Source organism: Pedobacter steynii, assembly GCF_001721645.1.
GTDB lineage: Bacteria > Bacteroidota > Bacteroidia > Sphingobacteriales > Sphingobacteriaceae > Pedobacter > Pedobacter steynii_A.
On record NZ_CP017141.1, the window covers coordinates 2,649,590 to 2,669,187 of the forward strand.

Annotated in this window: 18 protein-coding genes; 8 read left to right on the forward strand and 10 right to left on the reverse strand. The window is 40.9% G+C overall.

Annotated elements, in window-relative coordinates; translation table 11 throughout:
• Positions 1 to 32 precede the first annotated feature (32 nt).
• From BFS30_RS10980 to BFS30_RS10995, 4 genes are all read left to right on the forward strand, one after another.
• Positions 33 to 1,571, forward strand: coding sequence for a trypsin-like peptidase domain-containing protein (locus BFS30_RS10980; protein WP_069379333.1), 1,539 nt, complete (start codon positions 33 to 35; stop codon positions 1,569 to 1,571).
• Between the two features lie 266 nt (positions 1,572 to 1,837).
• Positions 1,838 to 2,467, forward strand: coding sequence for a succinate dehydrogenase cytochrome b subunit (locus BFS30_RS10985; RefSeq protein ID WP_420488422.1), 630 nt, complete (start codon positions 1,838 to 1,840; stop codon positions 2,465 to 2,467).
• Positions 2,468 to 2,494: 27 nt separating this feature from the next.
• Positions 2,495 to 4,474, forward strand: coding sequence for a fumarate reductase/succinate dehydrogenase flavoprotein subunit (locus BFS30_RS10990; RefSeq protein WP_069379334.1), 1,980 nt, complete (start codon positions 2,495 to 2,497; stop codon positions 4,472 to 4,474).
• Between the two features lie 26 nt (positions 4,475 to 4,500).
• The gene (locus BFS30_RS10995; RefSeq protein WP_069379335.1) at positions 4,501 to 5,271 is read left to right on the forward strand and encodes a succinate dehydrogenase/fumarate reductase iron-sulfur subunit; all 771 of its coding nucleotides are present in this window, start codon (positions 4,501 to 4,503) and stop codon (positions 5,269 to 5,271) included.
• A gap of 93 nt (positions 5,272 to 5,364) precedes the next feature.
• Here the strand turns inward: BFS30_RS10995 and BFS30_RS11000 are convergent, their stop codons facing one another.
• The 6 genes from BFS30_RS11000 to BFS30_RS11025 all read right to left on the reverse strand — a co-directional run bounded on the left by BFS30_RS11000 (position 5,365) and on the right by BFS30_RS11025 (position 11,653).
• Positions 5,365 to 7,353, reverse strand: a complete 1,989-nt coding sequence (locus BFS30_RS11000) for a M56 family metallopeptidase (RefSeq protein ID WP_069379336.1) — start codon at positions 7,351 to 7,353, stop codon at positions 5,365 to 5,367.
• Positions 7,350 to 7,727, reverse strand: coding sequence for a BlaI/MecI/CopY family transcriptional regulator (locus tag BFS30_RS11005; RefSeq protein ID WP_069379337.1), 378 nt, complete (start codon positions 7,725 to 7,727; stop codon positions 7,350 to 7,352). Before BFS30_RS11005 ends, BFS30_RS11000 begins: the two co-directional genes overlap by 4 nt.
• A gap of 195 nt (positions 7,728 to 7,922) precedes the next feature.
• Positions 7,923 to 9,485, reverse strand: a complete 1,563-nt coding sequence (locus BFS30_RS11010; protein WP_069379338.1) for a M28 family metallopeptidase — start codon at positions 9,483 to 9,485, stop codon at positions 7,923 to 7,925.
• A 268-nt stretch (positions 9,486 to 9,753) separates the two neighbouring features.
• Positions 9,754 to 10,536, reverse strand: coding sequence for an ABC transporter permease (locus BFS30_RS11015; protein ID WP_069379339.1), 783 nt, complete (start codon positions 10,534 to 10,536; stop codon positions 9,754 to 9,756).
• A gap of 2 nt (positions 10,537 to 10,538) precedes the next feature.
• Positions 10,539 to 11,447, reverse strand: coding sequence for an ABC transporter ATP-binding protein (locus BFS30_RS11020; protein WP_069379340.1), 909 nt, complete (start codon positions 11,445 to 11,447; stop codon positions 10,539 to 10,541).
• 2 nt (positions 11,448 to 11,449) lie between these two features.
• Entirely contained in the window at positions 11,450 to 11,653 is a 204-nt protein-coding gene (locus BFS30_RS11025) for a hypothetical protein (RefSeq protein ID WP_069379341.1), read from the reverse strand.
• A gap of 232 nt (positions 11,654 to 11,885) precedes the next feature.
• Here BFS30_RS11025 and BFS30_RS11030 point away from each other — a divergent pair, with 232 nt between their 5' ends.
• Positions 11,886 to 12,914 (forward strand): sensor histidine kinase, encoded by a 1,029-nt coding sequence (locus BFS30_RS11030; RefSeq protein WP_069379342.1) that lies wholly within the window; start codon positions 11,886 to 11,888, stop codon positions 12,912 to 12,914.
• Complete coding sequence (locus tag BFS30_RS11035) at positions 12,911 to 13,666, forward strand: LytR/AlgR family response regulator transcription factor (protein WP_069379343.1); 756 nt, start codon at positions 12,911 to 12,913, stop codon at positions 13,664 to 13,666. Before BFS30_RS11030 ends, BFS30_RS11035 begins: the two co-directional genes overlap by 4 nt.
• An 8-nt stretch (positions 13,667 to 13,674) precedes the next feature.
• Here BFS30_RS11035 and BFS30_RS11040 read toward each other — a convergent pair whose 3' ends face one another.
• The 3 genes from BFS30_RS11040 to BFS30_RS11050 are packed head-to-tail and all read right to left on the reverse strand — an operon-like array spanning position 13,675 to position 17,487.
• On the reverse strand, positions 13,675 to 14,409 hold the full coding sequence (locus BFS30_RS11040; RefSeq protein ID WP_069379344.1) for a lysophospholipid acyltransferase family protein: 735 nt from the start codon (positions 14,407 to 14,409) through the stop codon (positions 13,675 to 13,677).
• A gap of 17 nt (positions 14,410 to 14,426) precedes the next feature.
• Positions 14,427 to 14,981, reverse strand: coding sequence for an NUDIX domain-containing protein (locus BFS30_RS11045; protein ID WP_069379345.1), 555 nt, complete (start codon positions 14,979 to 14,981; stop codon positions 14,427 to 14,429).
• Positions 14,982 to 14,994: 13 nt separating this feature from the next.
• Positions 14,995 to 17,487, reverse strand: a complete 2,493-nt coding sequence (locus BFS30_RS11050) for a TonB-dependent receptor domain-containing protein (protein WP_069379346.1) — start codon at positions 17,485 to 17,487, stop codon at positions 14,995 to 14,997.
• A gap of 97 nt (positions 17,488 to 17,584) precedes the next feature.
• Here BFS30_RS11050 and BFS30_RS11055 point away from each other — a divergent pair, with 97 nt between their 5' ends.
• Complete coding sequence (locus tag BFS30_RS11055; RefSeq protein ID WP_069379347.1) at positions 17,585 to 18,199, forward strand: thioredoxin family protein; 615 nt, start codon at positions 17,585 to 17,587, stop codon at positions 18,197 to 18,199.
• Here the strand turns inward: BFS30_RS11055 and BFS30_RS11060 are convergent.
• Positions 18,179 to 18,460 (reverse strand): ATP-dependent Clp protease adaptor ClpS, encoded by a 282-nt coding sequence (locus tag BFS30_RS11060; protein ID WP_048907811.1) that lies wholly within the window; start codon positions 18,458 to 18,460, stop codon positions 18,179 to 18,181. The two genes, BFS30_RS11055 and BFS30_RS11060, sit on opposite strands and share 21 nt — an antisense overlap.
• Positions 18,461 to 18,537: 77 nt before the next feature.
• On the opposite strand from BFS30_RS11060, the gene BFS30_RS11065 reads away from it, so the two are divergent.
• The gene (locus tag BFS30_RS11065) at positions 18,538 to 19,587 is read left to right on the forward strand and encodes a 3-oxoacyl-ACP synthase III family protein (RefSeq protein WP_237028737.1); all 1,050 of its coding nucleotides are present in this window, start codon (positions 18,538 to 18,540) and stop codon (positions 19,585 to 19,587) included.
• Positions 19,588 to 19,598 lie beyond the last annotated feature (11 nt).

Consider the following 19,598-nt stretch of genomic DNA (forward strand, 5'->3'; position numbering starts at 1 on the left):
GCTTTTGAAACAACAAAAAAGAAAAAATACAAATGAAAAGAATCGGATTGATAGTGTTAGCCGCATTTATAGGTGGTGCGGCTGCGATTGGCGCTTACAAACTGTTAGAGCGCAAAAATGATGGGATGACATTAGCGGAGAAACAAAATGTGCTTTTCGCTAACAATCCTGTAAAAATATCCTCCACAGGAGCGGTTGACTTTGTTCAGGCCGCGTCAGCAGTATCTCCTGCGGTAGTACATATTAAAACTTCCTATGGCAGTAGCTCTGGTAGTGAAAGAGGTGGAGGTGGTTCCCCAATGGATATGTTCGAAGAGTTTTTTGGTGGAGGTGGCCGCGGCAGATCCCGTGTACCAAGAGCAGCTTCCGGTTCCGGCGTAATTCTTACTCCTGATGGTTATATCGTAACGAATAATCATGTGGTGGAAAATGCAGACAAGATTGAAGTAATCCTGTCCGACCGTCGTAAGGTAATGGCAAAGGTGATTGGAAAAGATCCAAATACAGATCTTGCACTGATCAAGGTTGAGGAAACAGATCTTCCCGTGGTAAAAATGGGAAATTCAGACAATGTTCAAATTGGAGAATGGGTATTGGCAGTGGGCTTCCCGCTTGACCTTCAGACTACAGTAACTGCAGGGATAGTAAGTGCAAAAGCAAGAAGTATCGGGATTTTAGCAAGACAACAAAACCAATTGACAGAAGAAGAGTATGACGAATACCGTAGAACCGGTAAAGCACCTGAGCGCACCAACAACAGTATCGAATCTTTTATTCAGACTGATGCGGCAATTAACCCTGGAAACAGTGGTGGGGCATTGGTAAATGCAAATGGTGAGCTGATCGGAATTAATGCGGCAATCGCGTCTCAGACAGGTACGAATGAAGGTTATGGTTTTGCCATTCCTGTCAACCTGGCGAAAAAGATCCTGGAAGATTTTAGAAAATACGGTGCGGTGAAACGTGGATATATTGGCGTGAATTTCAGGCCTCTTGATGCGGATTATGCAGAAGAATTGAAAATTAAAGACATCAACGGATTGTATGTAAGTGATGTATTGCCTAACGGTGGTGGTGCTGCTGCGGGAATCCAAAAAGGGGATATCATTAAAAAAGTAGATGGTGTAGTGATCTACGATTCTCCTGATCTGCAGGAAAAAATCGGACGTTTAAGCCCTGGCGATAAAGTACAGCTTACAGTATTGAGAAATGGAGCCTTAAAAGATTTAAACGTAACTCTTAAAGGTGATGCAAGCGTCAACATTGCTAAAGCAGCACCGGCGACAAAATCAACAGGAACTACAATCAGCAAACTGGGCGCTTCTTTTGCTCCGGCTTCAGCCCAGGTAAAAACTAAATTCGGTGCTAAAAACGGAGTAGTGGTGACCAGCATTGAACCAGGAAAAGTATTCGATTCTATGGATATTCCAAAAGGTTTACTGATCACAACGGTAAACGGTAAAGCAGTGAACAGTGCAATGGATGTAGAAGCAGCTTTGCCCACTTCAAAAAATGGAATGACCACCATCTCGGGTGTTGGTCCGAATGGTAACTATACCTTTACCTTTTAATTAATTTTTGTTAAAGTAATAGAAAGCGGGAGGCAGTTTAAACTGCCTCCCGCTTTCTGTTTATACTGGACCCAGTTTTGATTTTTCACTTGTCATGGCTCTGTAAAATTTAGAACGTTTCTAAATAGCTCTATTGTCGTTATTTTATGACAATGATTAACAAATTAATTCTTTTATTAAATACTTTTGCAGGAATAGAACTAAAATACAATCAAATGGCTAGTTTCGGAAACGCTTTTTCCTCGTCTATAGGAAAAAAACTAATAATGGGTATCACCGGCCTGTTTCTTATTTCATTTCTCGCGGTTCATTGCTTTATAAATGCTTTGATCTTCGTGAATGACGGTGGTTTAACCTTCAATGTAGGAGCTCATTTTATGGCTACCAATTGGCTGATCAGGGCAATGGAAGTAGTCCTGATGGCAGGCTTATTGGCACACATCATTCAGGGTTTACGTTTGGTTTTTCAAAATCAGGCTGCACGTCCGGTGAAGTATGCAGTTAACAATGGTGCTGCAAACAGCAAATGGTACTCCAGATCAATGGGACTACTAGGAACCATCTTATTGATTTTCTTAATTGTACATTTAACTGACTTTTGGGTAGTTTCCCGTTTTACCGGAATCCCAACTGTTGATGCAGCAGGTCACGAAAATCTTTTTGCAGTGATGGTAGCTAGATTTCAAACCCTTTGGGTAGTGATTTTATATATTTTAGCAATGGTTTCTCTGGCTTACCATTTATTACATGGTTTTGCTTCCGCATTCCAGACGCTGGGATGGAACCACAAAAAATATACTCCACTCATCAAAGCATTTGGTATCTGGTATTCAATTATCATCGCAATACTATTTGCAGCTATGCCTGTAGCAATTTATGCAGGTCTTATTAAATAATTTTTGAACGTATAAAGCTTAAATAAAATGGCTGAATTAAATGCAAATATACCGGAAGGCGAATTAACGGAGAAATGGACCAAGTTAAGGTCTTCTATGCCATTAGTTAACCCGGCAAATAAAAGAAGCATCGAAATTATTGTAGTGGGTTCGGGATTGGCAGGTGCTTCGGCAGCAGCAACCCTGGCAGAGATGGGCTATAAAGTTAAATGTTTTTGCTTTCAGGACTCCCCGAGAAGAGCGCACTCTATCGCAGCTCAGGGTGGGATTAACGCAGCAAAAAACTATCAGAATGATGGCGACAGTACTTACCGTCTATTCTATGATACCATAAAAGGTGGCGATTACCGTGCACGTGAAGCTAACGTTCACCGTTTGGCAGAAGTAAGTGCAAATATTATAGACCAGTGTGTGGCACAAGGTGTGCCGCTGGCAAGGGAATATGGTGGTTTATTAGACAACCGTTCTTTTGGTGGTACACAGGTTCAAAGAACTTTTTATGCTGCCGGTCAAACGGGTCAGCAATTGCTCTTAGGTGCATATAGCGCTTTGGAACGTCAGGTAGGAATGGGTAAAGTGGAAATGTTTACCCGCCATGAAATGCTTGAAGTAGTCGTAGTAGATGGCAAAGCACGTGGTATTATTGCCCGTAATTTACTTACAGGTGAATTAGAACGTCATTCAGGACATGCGGTATTGTTGTGTAGTGGTGGTTATGGTAACGTATTCTACCTTTCTACAAACGCAATGGGCAGTAACGTAACTGCAGCATGGAAAGCACATAAAAAAGGCGCTTTCTTTGGTAACCCTTGTTATACGCAGATACACCCTACATGTATCCCTGTTTCAGGCGATCACCAGAGTAAATTAACCCTGATGTCTGAGTCCTTGCGTAATGACGGCAGAATTTGGGTGCCTAAAAAGAAAGACGATCCACGTAAAGCTTCAGAGATTCCCGAAGATGAAAGAGATTATTATTTAGAGCGCAGGTATCCTGCTTTCGGTAACCTTGTACCACGCGATGTGGCTTCCAGAGCTGCTAAAGAGCGTTGTGATGCTGGCTATGGTGTAGGTAAATCTAAATTAGCTGTTTATCTTGATTTTAAAGCCAATACAGAACGTTATGGCCGTATTGAAGCTAACGTACAGAATATCCATAATCCCGATAAAGAAACTTGCATGCGCCTTGGCCGTGAGGTGATTAAGGAAAAATATGGTAACCTCTTTGATATGTATGCGCAGATCACCGGAGAAGATCCTTATGAACTGCCAATGCGTATTTACCCTGCGGTTCATTATACCATGGGCGGCTTATGGGTAGATTATAACTTAATGACAACTGTTCCGGGCTTATATGCTTTGGGAGAGGCAAATTTCTCTGATCACGGAGCTAACCGTTTAGGTGCTTCTGCGTTAATGCAAGGCTTAGCGGATGGTTACTTTGTAATTCCTTATACTATCGGTGCTTACTTATCTAAAGAACTGGCAACAAAACCAATTCCTCAGGATCACCCAGCGTTTGTAGAAGCAGAGGCTAGTGCAAGAGGTATTATCGACAAATTCTTTGCAATTAAAGGAACCAAAACTGTTGATCATTTCCATAAGAAATTAGGAAAGATCATGTGGGAAAAATGTGGAATGGCACGTAACGCAAAAGGCTTAACTGAAGCGATCGCTGAAATTCAACAATTGCGTAAAGATTTCTGGAGTGATGTTCGCGTACCAGGAGAGGCCAATGAGTTCAATCCGGAGCTTGAAAAAGCTGGCCGTGTGGCCGATTTTATTGAGCTGGGAGAATTGATGTGTATCGATGCATTGAACAGAAACGAGTCTTGCGGGGGCCACTTCAGAGAAGAATATCAAACTGAAGAAGGTGAAGCCATGCGTGATGATGAAAACTATGCTTACGTTGCGGCATGGGAGTTCAAAGAAGGTGTTAAATTTGAGCTGCATAAAGAAGAGCTGAAATTTGAAAACATCAAGGTTGCACAAAGAAGTTATAAATAATAGCTAAGTACTAAAATCTCAATATCATGAGTACAGGAAATATGAATTTAACGCTGAAAATCTGGCGTCAAAAAAATACAAAAGCCAAAGGTGGTTTGGTGGATTATAAACTATCAGACATTTCTCCTGATATGTCCTTCTTAGAAATGTTTGATGTATTGAACGAAGAACTGATTTCTAAGGGTGACGAGCCGGTTGTGTTTGATCACGATTGTAGAGAGGGGATTTGTGGTGCCTGTTCGATGTTTATCAATGGCAGACCTCACGGACCAAAGGAAGGAATCACTACCTGCCAGCTGCACATGCGTTCTTTTAAAGATGGAGATACCATCGTTGTAGAACCATGGAGAGCGAAGGCTTTTCCGGTAGTGAAAGACTTAACGGTAGATAGGTCTGCGTTTGACAGGGTTATTGCGGCTGGAGGCTTTATTTCTGTGAATACAGGGAATGCACAGGATGCCAACAACCTGCCTATTCCAAAAGTACAGGCTGATTCAGCTTTCGAAGCGGCAGCATGTATCGGCTGCGGTGCTTGTGTGGCAACCTGTAAAAATGCTTCTGCAATGCTTTTTGTATCAGCTAAAATTTCTCAACTGGCACAACTGCCTCAGGGACAGCCTGAACGCTACCGCAGGGTACAGAGCATGGTCGCACAGATGGATGCCGAAGGTTTTGGTAACTGTACCAATACCGGTGCTTGTGAAGCAGAATGCCCTAAAGGAATTTCTTTAGAGAATATTGCACGCATGAATAGAGATTATTTGTCCGCAAAATTTGTATCTGAGGAAGATATTTAATAAATTTAGCTAACGAGACAAGGATATTTAACACGAAAGCCCGGCTATTTAGCTGGGCTTTCGTGCATTAAGGGGGAGTTTGGGGTATGGTCTTTAATCTTTTTTGTCTTCGTTTTGTTTCGCTTTCAAAGCAGTTTTTGTATTGATTCGGATGGCACCATCAGCACCTGCCGAACCATAAAGTGTAGTAGCAGATGGACTCTTTAAGACTTCAATTGAGGCAATATCGTCTGGATTGATTGCATTGATATCCTGCTCGTATTTCTTGCCATCTAAAAGGATTAAAGGGGCTTTATCCCCGGCAAGGGCGCTAAGCTTTATTTTCAAGCCCGCATCTTGTGTGGTGCTCAATCCAATTACTTTACCTACTTTGTTTCCAGCAGGTGCCTTGGAATGATGCAGTGAAAAGCTGATAGGAATGTTATACTTTACCCGCACTGCCTTACCTTTAACAATTCCTGGATTCCATTTAGGAGATTCAGCCAGCACCCTTACCGCTTCTTCATCTGTTCCTGAACCGAGCGTTCTTTCTACCTTGATGTCCTCAAGTTTTCCGTCTTTCTCTACAATAAAAGATAGAAATACTTTTCCCTCTACTTTACTGCTGATAGCCTCAGCAGGATATTTAACGGTCTTCTTTAAATAAGCATAAAACATTTGCATTCCTCCTGGAAATTCAGGTGCTTTTTCGATTGAAACAAAGTTATAAACTTTATGGTCATTCGGATCTATCCGAACCTCGTCCAATGAAAGGGAAGTTGTATTTGCTGGGGCTTCTTTATATCCCATAAGGGTGACCGTGTTCAAGGCTTTATACCCTTTAACCAGACTTAGTTTTGGATTCTTTTTAGGACTGTTCGCTCCGGAAATGACAAAGGAAACAGGCAATGAATAGTTACCATTCTGGCTGGTTTTAAAATCATTGTAGCTCAGTATCACCCTCATGATTTCGGGTTCAATTCCTCCACCTAGTTTGTTGACTACGCTGATCGCTCCAATTTGTCCATCCTTCAGGCTAAATTTGATCTGGCTGTTTCCCTGAAGGTCATTGTCGTAAGCTTCTGTTGGATATCTGATATGGCGCTTAAGGTGCGTGTAAAAGTTTTGCCATGCAGGGTCAGTTACGTTTTGTGGGCTAACTTCACTTGTCTTCATATTCGATACCGCAATTTCTATAGGTGCAGACATGACTTCTTTTACAACGTTTAAGGGAGTATTTAAGGGAATCTCTTCTGTTACAGCAATGATATTTTCGTTACTGCGGATAGTGGCAGACGATAGGACGAGTGTGATGGCAAAAAGAGGTAAAAACAGGCCATATTTTAATATAGCGGTTTTCTTTGATCTTTGTTTATGAAGCATAAATATTCTCTTTTTTATCAGTGATTTATTAAAGAAAGTATTAGTAAGGCTATTCGGAGCAATGCCAAAGGCCCTGCTTAAAAGGAGCAATGCATATTGCTCTTTGTCGCCCTGAAACTTAGCAGCTTCCTCATCCGCCAGGTATTCATGAATGTTTTTAATGGTATGCTTATATAAATAAATGATGGGATTAAACCAGGTGAAAATGCCCAGTAATTCAAAGAAGAGGATGTCGAGTGTATGCAATTGACGGATGTGAATTTCCTCATGCCTGTCGATGGTCGGAACTTCCGGCAGGCTTTCATCTATTCTCTTTTTTCTAAAAAAAGAAAAGGCATTTCCGGTATGCTCCTGTTGGAGCAAACGATGCACCTTAAACAATTTGTAGAGGAAAAGAACCGCAAAAACAGCGAGCCCGATTAAGTAGGCAATCACGATTAAATTGCCAAAATTCAGCTTTTCCGGAGTATCCGAGATTACACTAACCTGTGTCATGAGGTCATTCAGATGATCAACTCCTGTATAAATGGGTTGCACAACAGTTTGCTTGCTGAACCATTCAAACCTTAAAAAAGGAATGGATAGGGAACACAATCCCGCGGAAATCAGATATATCCTGTTGAGGACGAAATAAGTCTCTTTTGCCAAAAATAATTTATAAAAGCCATAGAATAATACCAGGTATATATTGGCCTGCAGGATATAATGTGCCCAACTCATCTCGGTCTGTTTTTAATTTTGTTGATCATTTTTAAAATTTCATCCACATCGCTCAAATCCAATTTTTCTTCTTTAACAAAGAAGGAGAACATACTTTCTACAGAATTCTCAAAATAGTTGCCTAGCAACTTCTCGGTAGCATGACGCTTGTAATCTTCTCTGCTGATGAGCGGAAAATATTGATGTGATTTGCCGAAAGCCTCATGGCCGATAAAGCCTTTTACCTCTAGTATCCTGATAATTGTAGATACCGTGTTGTAAGCCGGCTTCGGCTCCGGTAAAAAATCCATCACGTCCTTTACAAATCCCTTTTCTATTTGCCATAGAATCTGCATCAATTGTTCTTCTGCTTTTGTTAAATCTTTAATGTCCATCTTTTTATTGTATTAACCGGTTTTTTTAATTGGTTTAAGGATCATGTCTATTCGTCAATAGTATGGTAACTAAAACCTTAGTATAAACTTAGAACTAATATTTTAGTTTTCAAAGTTTCAGCGCAAAAATATTTTAAAGTAAACAAAGAAACCCCCGGGATTAGCGGAGGTTTCTTTGTTATTTATGATGTTATGCTATGGTTTTGCAGTTTCAGGAGCCTTTGGTAATTCTTTTCTCGGAATCTGCTCATTACGCTCAGAGGTATTGTATACAAAAGAGGCAACAATGGTTGCTGCTCTTTTTAAATCTTCCTCAGCTAAACGGTCAAATGTATCCTGATTGCTATGGTGTGTGCGGGTATTATAATCCATCGGGTCCTGAATGAACTGGAAACCCGGAATACCTACCGCATCAAATGCCTGGTGATCTGTTCCCCCGGTATTGTTGATGGTTACCGTTTTAGCACCCAGATCATGGAAAGGGCTAAGCCATTCTTTAAATATAGGTCCTGCCTGGGCATTTCCCTGTAAATAAATCCCTCTGATGGCACCGGTTCCGTTATCCAGATTATAATAGGCGCTGATCTTTTTGTGATCTTTGGTGAGTACCATGGTTTTTGGATCTCCGAAATGTTGGGCAACATAACCTCTTGATCCGAATAATCCTTGTTCTTCAGAACTCCAAAGCGCAATCCTGATGGTCCGCTTTGGCTTAAAGTTAATGGCTTTCAAAATCCTCATGGTCTCCATCATTACTGCTGCTCCGGCAGCATTGTCTGTTGCACCGGTAGCTGAATGCCAGGAATCATAATGCCCGCCAATCATGACTACTTCTTCTTTTAATTTTTTATCCGTACCGGGAATCTCTGCAATCACATTATATCCTTGTGGATCCTGATCATAAAAAGAAGTCCTGATGTCAGCTTCAACTTCCACCTTTTCTCCAGCACGTAACAGACGCAACATATGCAGGTAATCTTCTGCGGATATTTCCAGCTCAGGAGAAACCGGTTTTGCATCCAGGGCATAAGGAGCGCCGTTGCTGGTGAAGAAAGTTCCATGGTTACCTCTGGCGTAAGTCAGGATCAGGCCTACCTGCTCTTCCAGCATAAAACTGGCCATTGCGGCACGTACCTCTCTCATTTTCATCATCTGGGCCATCATGTTATTGGCCGGACGTGGACGTTGCCCTTGTGGTTGTGCGGTGGCATCAGCCATTTTATCCAGCTCAGCGTCAGTGTACCTCACTGCATCTGGCTTGTAGCTGTTTTGCAGGGGTTGTAGTGTTACCTGATCAAACATCACGATCTTACCGGCAAGTTTGCCCTTGTAAGGTAATAGGTCTGTCACTGTATCTGCTTTGATCAGGATTACTTCAGACTTGATCGCTCCTTTGGTTCCCGGGGTCCATGCCTTTGGTGCACCAATAATGGCATGGTAATAAGGAAGGGTTGTGGCTGCATAATATTTATCAATTTGCCAGCCTTTACCAAATTTTCCCCAGGCTTCGAGGTGAACATTTTTTAATCCCCAGGAGGTGAATTGTCGTACTGCCCAGTCCTGTGCCCGCTTTAGTCCGGGAGAATTGGACAAACGAGGGCCTGCCACATCAGTGATCTGAAAGGCAATATCCATTACTTTTGAGTTTTCAAGGCCTTCCTGACGTATTTTCTGTACTGTAGCCATGTCCACCTGCTCCTGAGCAGATAAGGAGACACTGATGCATAATGCTAATGCCGTTATTGTAAATTTTTTCATCCGAATATAATTGTCTTTTAATAATCGTGAAGCAATCATTAGCGATTCATTTACCCGTTGGTAAGCTGCGCGCTAATGATGGTTTCCTAAACGCTTTTTTCCTGGAACTTATTCATTAATACCTGAATTTACAGGAAATGATCATTGGTTGTATCTTCCTCATCATATTTTTACATCCGGACTTAAACCTGTTATTGCTTGCAAATCCTCCAAAAAAGAAATGGCGGTACTAAGACCGCCAATTCTGACTATAAACTAAAACTAAAAATTATTTGATGCTCTTCTTGGCTACGATAAAATAGCCGGCTATAAAGAAGACAACCGCATAAATCAGACTGACATATATTTCCTGGGTAAATATAGCATCCATGTTTTTTGATTTGCTCATGGACAAGGCCAGTGTAGGGTGACTGTAAGGAATCATATAAGCATATTCCCAACCTTTTGTCGCCGCAATAATTCCTGCGATGACCCCTACAAAACCAATTCCCATAGGTTTCAGAAAATCGGACCAGATCAGGCTGATGATAAATTGCAAAGACAAAATTCCTAAGGAGGAAAGAAACATCTTAAAATATACTTTAGACAGAATACTTACCGGTGAAAACCCATTGAAGGTAAATTTGCTGTTTAATGCCTGCAAAAGATGACCAAACAAGATGGTAAAGAAGGCAAATAAAAACAAACAGATAAAAATCAGTAAAACTGCATATAAATATTTTGCTGCATAAATAGAAAGCTTATTCAGGGGTTGTGCAAATAAGGTCTTCCAGGTGTCGTTCTTATGCTCAATATTATTGACTGAAAAGGCCATGAAAATTACATAAAAAGGAAGTATCAGCATCCCCATTACTCCAAGAGCACCTCCGCTAAAGGTCATCCAGAGGGCTTGTGGTGGATAATTCATTTTAATGATTTTATCTGCATTGCTAAAAAAGCCAAAAGTAATCAGCCCGCAAATGACCAGAGGCAGAAGGATCGCGGCCCAAAAGGCAAGTGTCTTTCTTGATTTATAGAATTCGGATTGTAAGGATATGAATAAGGAACGCATGTTTAATTGCTTTTAGTAATGTCAAGGAATAAATGCTCCAGATCTTTCCTGATCTGATAAATGCTGTAAACCGTTAGTCCTTGTTGCACCAGTAAAGTATTTAGTTTGCCACACTCTTCTGTGGAAACAAAAGGAAGGGTCATCTTCTTGTCGGCGATTCCCAGAACCTGATAGCCATTTTTTTCGAGGAAGTCCTGCGCTTTGGCAATGTCGTTTATTTCCAGTTCGATCATGGGCTTGCTCAAATCATGCAGTTCATTGATCGTGCCTTGAAAAAGTAATTTCCCTTTATTGATAATGCCTACATGAGTAGCGATACGCTCTATTTCACTCAGCAGGTGACTGGATACTAATATTGTTTTTTGATGTTTAGTGGCCAGTTCAATCATTAGATTTCTGATTTCTATGATCCCATTTGGATCAAGGCCATTAGTTGGTTCATCTAGCAGCAGTAACTCTGGATCTGACAATAGAGCGAGGGCAATCCCCAGGCGCTGTTTCATCCCTAAAGAATATTTCCCTGCTTTTTTGCTGGCGGCATCTTCCAAACCTACCAGCTGCAGCATTTCTTTTGCTTTCTTCCGGTTAATACCAAGTAACATGCACCTGTTGTATAAGTTTTCCTCGCCAGAAAGATGCGCGTAAATTGCAGGCTGTTCTACCAGTGCGCCAAGGCGTTTTAAACTGGCAATACGATTGGTGTTGATCTCCTTACCAAATAGAAACACAGTGTCTGCCGGCGATTGTAACAGGTTTAAAAGAATTTTGATTGAAGTAGTCTTTCCGGCACCATTGGGTCCAAGAAAACCATAAATACTTCCTTTTTCTACCTTCAACGACAGATCGTCAACTACTTTTTGTGTGCCAAAGTAGTAGTTAAGTCCCCGGGTTTCAATGATCAGATCCTTCATGCTTACTTAAAAGAAATGGTGCTTACTTTGGCAATTCCTTTTACTGAAGTGGTTGCTTTTGCTGCCATTTCTTCATTTTGTGTAGTAGTTACGCTGTTTGCAATGGTTAATACCATCATCATGAATACAGGAACTAATAAAAGTAAGAATGGTGATACGTTTGCTAACTTTTTCATAATATTTATATTGAGAGATGCAGTTTTCATATTCGTTGTGATTTGATGAAACAAATAGAATAATAAAAAAAACGCTGCTAAAATCTTTTAGACCAAGGCCATATTATCCTAGATAAACGCCTATTTATTCTAGTTTTGCAATTGATTGGTTTATTTGCCAATTTGGTAGAAAAAAAATGCCCGTTCGTCGAAAGCCGGTACGCATAACGTCTGGAAAAATTTACTTTTAGACCTATGAGTTTTTGTCAATAACAAAGTTTAAATGAAAAATAAAGGTCCTCTGATTGTACATCTTGTTTTCTGGTCGCTGGTATTGTGTATTATTATCCTGGATATCGTAATCGCTAAAGAATCAAGAAATTTATCTTCAATTGTAATTAGATACGGATCTTCTCAACTTATCAATATTTCTATCTTTTATATTAACTATACGCTGTTAATTCCAATGCTGATTAAAGAGCAGAAGAAATATGGGCTATATATTGGATCGATCCTGTTGTTAATTGTCGTGATGAGTGCCATCAGAACAGTCATTGCCAGCCTTAACCCGGAAGTGATATTGGTGACATGGGAAAGTGGGGTCCGGGATTACATGCCAATTACCACATTTGCTTTGATCGCGGTATTTAGTTGCGGCTTTTTTATTGTAGTGAGTTCCCTGCTTAAATTCGCAATAGACTGGTTTGGAAATGAACGTGTTCAACGCAACCTGGAAAGTGAAAAGAAAGAAATGGAATTGCAATTCCTCAAATCACAGCTGAACCCGCATTTTTTGTTCAATTCCCTGAATAATATCTATTCCCTGGCATATCAGAAATCAGATAAAACAGCGGATGCAATTCTGAAACTTTCGGAAATTATGCGCTATATGATTTACGAGAGCAATGATAGCTGGGTTTCTTTAAGTAAAGAAATTGAATATGTTCAAAGTTATATCGAACTTCAGAAACTGAGGTTCAGAGATGGGGCAGCAGTTGAATTCAGCATGAACGGAGAGATTGATAACCAACATATTGTTCCACTGATTTTAATCTCCTTTGTGGAAAATGCATTTAAACATGGCGTGGCGAATGACCCTAAGGATCCGATCAAGATCAACATCATTGCCAACCAGAAGATCCTGCATTTCAGTGTGACAAATAAAAAAAATAAACATAATAAAGATGAAGTGGGAGGAGTAGGCCTCAACAATGTGGAACGAAGGTTACAATTGTTATATCCTGAAAGATATAAATTAAATATTGTAAATTCGGCTACCCATTACACCAGTGAATTAATGCTAGATTTATGACAAAGTTAAAATGTATTGCGGTCGATGATGAACCATTGGCACTTGATATTATAGAGGATTATGTGTCAAAAGTACCTTTTCTGGAACTGGTTAAAAGAACGGAAAATGCAATTGAAGCATTACAGCTGGTGCAGGCTGGAGGGATTGACCTGGTATTTCTCGATATCCAGATGCCTGAGCTTACTGGAATTCAGTTCCTGAAAATTGCTAATGGGAAATCAAACTATATCCTGACTACTGCGTATTCACAATATGCACTGGAAAGTTACGACCTGAATGTGTCTGACTACCTGTTAAAGCCTATTGCATTCGATCGTTTCTATAAAGCGGTAGAAAAGGTACATAACCAGCAACAAAAATCTGCGGAACCTACTCCGCTTCCTCCACCAGCAATCACACCACTAATGTCTGCACCTGTGGCAGTACATCCTGTACAGGACTTTATTTTTGTGAAAACAGAACATAAAATCCAGAAAATTCAACTGGATGACATCCTTTATATTGAAGGGCTAAAAGATTATATCTCTATTTATACCAAGGCAGAGCGGATCATCACACTTCAGAACATGAAGAAAATGGAAGAAACCCTTCCTACCGGTCAATTTATCAGGGTTCATAAATCTTATATCATTGCTCTGGATAAAATCGAAAGCATTGAGCGTAGCAGGATCAGTATCTTTGGTAAAGTTATTCCAATTGGAGACACCTACCGGGACGAGTTCTTTAAGCACATTGACAATAAGAATATTTAAAGACCTATTTACTGGCCTAATTTCTGACGGATTGCCTTTTCTGCTTCCTGGGTTACTTCTTCCGGGTTTTTTCCGGTGGAGTCTATTGGTTTTAAGACGGTCCAGCGGATCCGCTCTCCAAAGCTAAGGGGGAAAGTTCCGTACTGTACCATTTTCCAGGAGTTTTCGATGGCCACAGGAACAATTAATGCATTGGGTACTTTTTTTAGAAGTGTGGCAATTCCGCCTACATGGAAAGGTTTAAGATTTCCATCTTTAGAGCGTGTGCCTTCCGGAAAAATCATCGCAGACCAGTTGTTTTGTTTCATCCTGTTTCCCAGATGAATAATTTCGCCGACAGCTTGTTTACTATCTTTCCGGTCAATATTAGCCCCTCCACCATATTTAAGATTGAAGGAAATCGAGGGAATGCCTTTGGTTAGCTCAATTTTGGAAATGAATTTAACGTGGTGTTTTCTTAAGAACCAGATCAGTCCGGGAATATCGTACATACTCTGGTGATTGGCTATAAATATTTTAGGTTGATCAAGAGGGATATCCTGCTCATTGATGAATGTAACAGAGGATCCCATAAAAAGGTCGCAATAGGTTAGAAAAAAATTCAGGCAATCTACTGAGGCTTTGTGTGCCTGATAACCGAACAGACGATAACATACCCATTGAATGGGTTGAAAAATAATTAACGTCAGCGCAAAGAAGAGATAAAACAGCGGACTGAAAATATATCCTAAAAATTTATTCATGGTGGGTCAATTGTTCGTTAAAGCGAAGATTCCTGGAGAATGATTTTAGTTTTTAAAATGGCAGCAACACTCATGCTATCGGTGATCTCTCCGTTTAATACCATTTCATAAGCCTCCTGAAAAGGCAACTTACGGATGCGGAGTTCTTCGGTTTCTTCAGGTGAAGCAATACCCATACTCAGCCCTCTGGCAATATAAATGATCGCGAGTTCATTACTCACGGAATTCGATAAATGCATGCGTTGAATCTCTACCCATTCCGTAGCAGAGAGCCCTGTTTCTTCCATCAGCTCCCGCTTTGCACTATCCAGTGGATCTGCATCTAAAGGACCTCCCCCTTCAGGGATTTCCCAGCTGTAAGCTTTTAAAGGGAAGCGGTATTGTCCAACCAGCCAGGTGTTCAACTCCTCGTCCAAAGGTAAAATTCCAATGGCTAAGTTTTTAAAATGTACTTCGCCATATATTCCTTTACCTCCGGAGGGGTTGATCACCTGGTGCTCTGTAAGTCCGATCCAGTTGTTATCATAGATCTTGTGGCTCTCAATAGTGGTCCAGGGATTGCGTTCTTCCATGGACGCAAATATACTAAAATGACTCTTCATCGGAACGCATTTCCTGCTGATCCGGTTTTTTGCCTTTTTTAGGACTGAAGGTCGTCTTACCAAAACGGTAAGAATAAGTTAAACTCGCCATGGTACCTTGCATGTAACGTCTGAAATCAACAATAGAGTTGGTTGTAGTGGTGGTCATACTCCAGTTACGGGTATTGAAGATATCACGCACATTCAGACTTAAAGAAGAGGTCTTGTTTTTAAAATCATATTTGGCACCTGCGTCAACTCCATACATCGCATTTCTTGTTCCCTGTGCCATTACCTGACGGGCACGGTAATCTCCTTTAACCTGTAAAGTAATGTTGTAAGGAAGGACGAAGTTATTGGTGAGATTGGCATTCCAGGTAAATCCTGAATTGTCTACGATTCCAAAGGCGGGAACCCCATCTATTTTGCTCTGATATAAATTAGCATTGGCAGTGAAATTCCATGCCTTAGCAACATCAAACCGACCAATCAGCTCTAATCCGCTGGAAAGCTCTTTGGTTAAATTCTGAGGAGTAGTAAGGGTAATCCCGTTCTGATCCGGTTCTGTTCTGATTCTTTGAATGACATCATTTGTCTGACGCATATAAGCAGTGGAGATAAAGGTAACCTTCGGCCAGAATTTGCTATAGCTCAGTTCAAAGGCATGAACATCCTCCGGTTTAAGATTCGGATTTCCCTGACGGTAGTTTAGTGGATCAGAAACGTCTACAAAGGGGTTGGTATCCCAGCCTCTTGGTCTGTTTACTCTTCTGCTATAGCTCAGTTGTAACTGTTGCTCTGATTTGAATTTCTGTGTTAAAAAGATACTAGGATATAACCTGGTATAAGCTACCTTTCCTGGTACGGAGCTCAGTTGTCCGTTGGTACCGTACATGCCTAAACGCGTGTCCAGAGTAGCGTCCTCTGCCCTCAGGCCAATCTGATAACCGAAGTTTTTAACCTGATTCTGATAGTTGGCATATAATGCATGTACCTGATCTTTACTGTTGAAGTCATTGGTAAGCGATAGATTCACATCGTAGTTTCCAGTGATGTTGTTCAGCTGATCTGAATAAGTATTGTTTTCGGCAATGCGAACCTGACTGCGGTAACCGGCTTCCAGTTTCCCTGATTTTCCAACTGGCAGGGTATAATCGGCCTGAATATTATAGTTTCTGTTGATTCCTGTTCCGTCATTTCTAATGATTTCTGGAAGCTGATCAACGGGAACGCCGTTGAGGTTATAAATGTCTGTATTGTAAATCTGAAGGTTGTTATTGTCTCCCTCAGAAAAGCTGGCATTAAAGGTAATTTCCTCTTTTGGCTTTTTAAACTTATGACTGAAATCGAGATTCAAATCATAACTTCCGCCTGATCCCAGATTGGAATTGTTTCTTCTGCTGAGTTCCAATGGGTCTTTAAGGTTGTTTAACTGATCAATAGTTAGAAACTCATTTCTATCATTGTCCCGGATATTAAATCCTCCGGAGAAGCTTAAAACATCTTTTTCCGTCACATAGTAATCAAGGCCTGCTTTTACATTATGACCTTTATCCAGGGATTTGGAATCCGTGTTCTGATTGGCAAAGGCATTTGGAAAGCTGGAATTTAAATAACTGATGTTATTAAACCCTCCGCCAAGGCGGTTTCCATACCTGTAGCTGTAATTGCCATATAAGTTCACTTTGCTGTTCTGAAAGCTAAGGCTGGTATTGGCATTGTAATTATCCCGGTTTCCGGCAGTTAAGGCGATATTACCGTTTAGTCCGAGCTTCTTATTCTTTTTTAATACAATGTTGATGATTCCTGATTGTCCTTCTGCATCATATTTTGCAGATGGGTTGGTAATCAGTTCCACACTTTCAATGGAACTTGCCGGGATAGACTGGAGGATCTGCGCGACATTACCGCCGGCGATCAATGAAGGTTTACCGTCAATCAGGACTTTAACTCCTGTAGAACCCCTCAGACTCACATTTCCATCGATGTCCGATTGTACAGAAGGTACATTTTGCAAAAGATCGGATGCGGATCCGCCCTCACTCACTAAACTCTGGTCTACAGAAAAGACTTTTTTGTCTACTCCCATTTGCATGGTGCTTTTCTGTGCAGTAATGGCTACCTCATTAAGTACGGTACCCTTTGCTGTTTTCATTTTTATGGTGCCCATGCTGATTTCCTTCACAATCGCAGATATAGAAACAGAATCGCGAACCATGGTCTGGTAACCTACATAACTCACTTTAAAAGTAAAAGCACCTTTTGGCAGGCCAATCATAGATAAATTTCCGTTAACATCGGTTTGTACTCCTTTTATTAATGCCTTGGTTTTTCTGTCGAGGATAACGGCTGTGGCAAATGGAATGGTCTCATTGGTTTGGGCATCTACAACTTTAGCTGTAATCTTACCTTCCCCGGTAGTTTGTGCATTAAGTTTTACAGTTGTAGTACAAATGGCAAAGGTTAAAAATACAACTTTGTATAACAGATTCTTCATCGGTGTGTTTCGCTTTTGGTGTTTTTATATAAGAGGGACAAAGAAACATGACGGAGGTTTAAAAAGAACAGGCGTAACTATTTTATTACAGCTAATTATGGTGGAATACAGTAATATTTTTGTTAACGAAGGAATGAGTTATTCATCCTATCGTAATTTGATAAATGAGCTGCTGCTCGCGAAAAAAACAACCGGTGAAGACGATACTGAGGCCATGCTTCACTATACAAAGATGAACGTACAACGGATGAACCGGGTGGACAAGACAGTACAACTCAATGCTACAATTTTAGAAGCGCTAAGTGGCCTGAAAAATAAGTACCGCTTTTTGGTGATCTCCGAAGGCTGGTGTGGGGATGCAGCTCAGATTGTTCCCATCTTTGATAAAATAGCAAGTGCCTACCCGGATAAAATCAGTCTTAGGTTTGTGTTGAGGGATAAGAACCTGCCCTTAATAGATGCACATCTGACTAATGGAGGAAGGGCAATTCCTGTGCTGCTGATTCTGGATGAAGAAGGAAAGGTGCTTTGCAAATGGGGGCCGAGGCCACAAATCCTGCAATCGCTGCTGGCAGAATGGAAAAAGGAAAGTACCGATATGATGCTGATTGCAGAAAGACTTCATGGATGGTATGCCAAAGATAAAACGCAGACTACCCAAGAAGAGCTAAATACACTTATTCAGCAGGTATTAATCAACGGAAACAGTTAAACCTTCCTGTTGTAAGATCTTACGGTAAACTTCCATTTCCGTAAAAGAACCTTCCAGGACGGCGCATTTTCCTTTATTATGGACTTCCCATGCAATCTTTTCAGCCTGGGTTTCTGAATAATCAAGGTATTTCATCATACAGTGAATTACATGGTCAAACGTATTTACATCATCGTTCCATAGAATTAAGCGGTGAACCGTTTTTAAGGAGGTCAGGATTTCTTCTAATGTAAAAGTTTCTTCTTTAGTTTCTGTTGACATGGTACAAAAATAAGCTAATTTCAAAATAATGTTGCAGTTAAAGTTATTTTTGCCTAAAATTTGTAATAAACCTAAATATGATGCATCGTTCGAAAATTGCCGGAATAGGCTATTATGTGCCTAAAAATGTCTATACCAATGATGATCTGTCCCGTTTTATGGATACAAATGATGCATGGATTCAGGAACGAACTGGTATAAAGGAACGCCGCTTTGCTGACAGACTGGAAGAAACAACCACTACAATGGGTGTGGAAGCAGCGAAAATTGCCATTGAAAGAGCAGGAACAACCGCTGAGGAAATCGACTTTGTGATTTTTGCAACCCTCAGTCCTGACTATTATTTCCCCGGATGTGGCGTATTGCTTCAGCGGGAAATGAAAATGAAGGAAATTGGGGCATTAGACATTAGAAACCAATGCTCCGGATTTGTATATGCGCTGTCTGTTGCCGATCAGTTTATTAAAACTGGTATGTATAAAAATATTCTTGTGGTAGGGAGTGAAAAACATTCCTTTGCGATGGACTTCGAAACCCGTAGCCGCAATGTCTCGGTCATCTTTGGAGATGGGGCAGGAGCCGTAGTATTACAGCCCTCAGAGAAAGACGGACAGGGAATCATGAGTACTCACTTACATAGTGATGGAGCTGATGCCGAAATTCTGGCCATGTATTATCCTGGTGCAAGTGCCAATAAATGGCTGAAAGATAAACCCGGTTATCCGAATCAGGAGCTTGGTGGATTATTTATGACTACCGAACAACTGGAAAACGGTGCAGCCCTGCCTTATATGGATGGACCCGCAGTATTTAAAAAAGCAGTCGTGAAATTTCCTGAAGTAATTAAAGAAGCCTTAACGGCAAATAACCTTCAACCTGAAGATATCGACATGCTGGTTCCTCATCAGGCCAACCTGAGGATCAGTCAGTATGTACAGCAATTGCTGGGGTTGCCGGATGATAAAGTGTTTAATAACATCCAGAAATACGGAAATACAACCGCTGCTTCTGTGCCGATTGCGTTATGCGAAGCATGGGAGGCAGGGAAAATTAAAGAAGGCGACCTGGTTTGCCTGGCCGCCTTTGGTTCAGGTTTTACCTGGGCCAGTGCTTTAATCAGATGGTAAGGATAAAATCA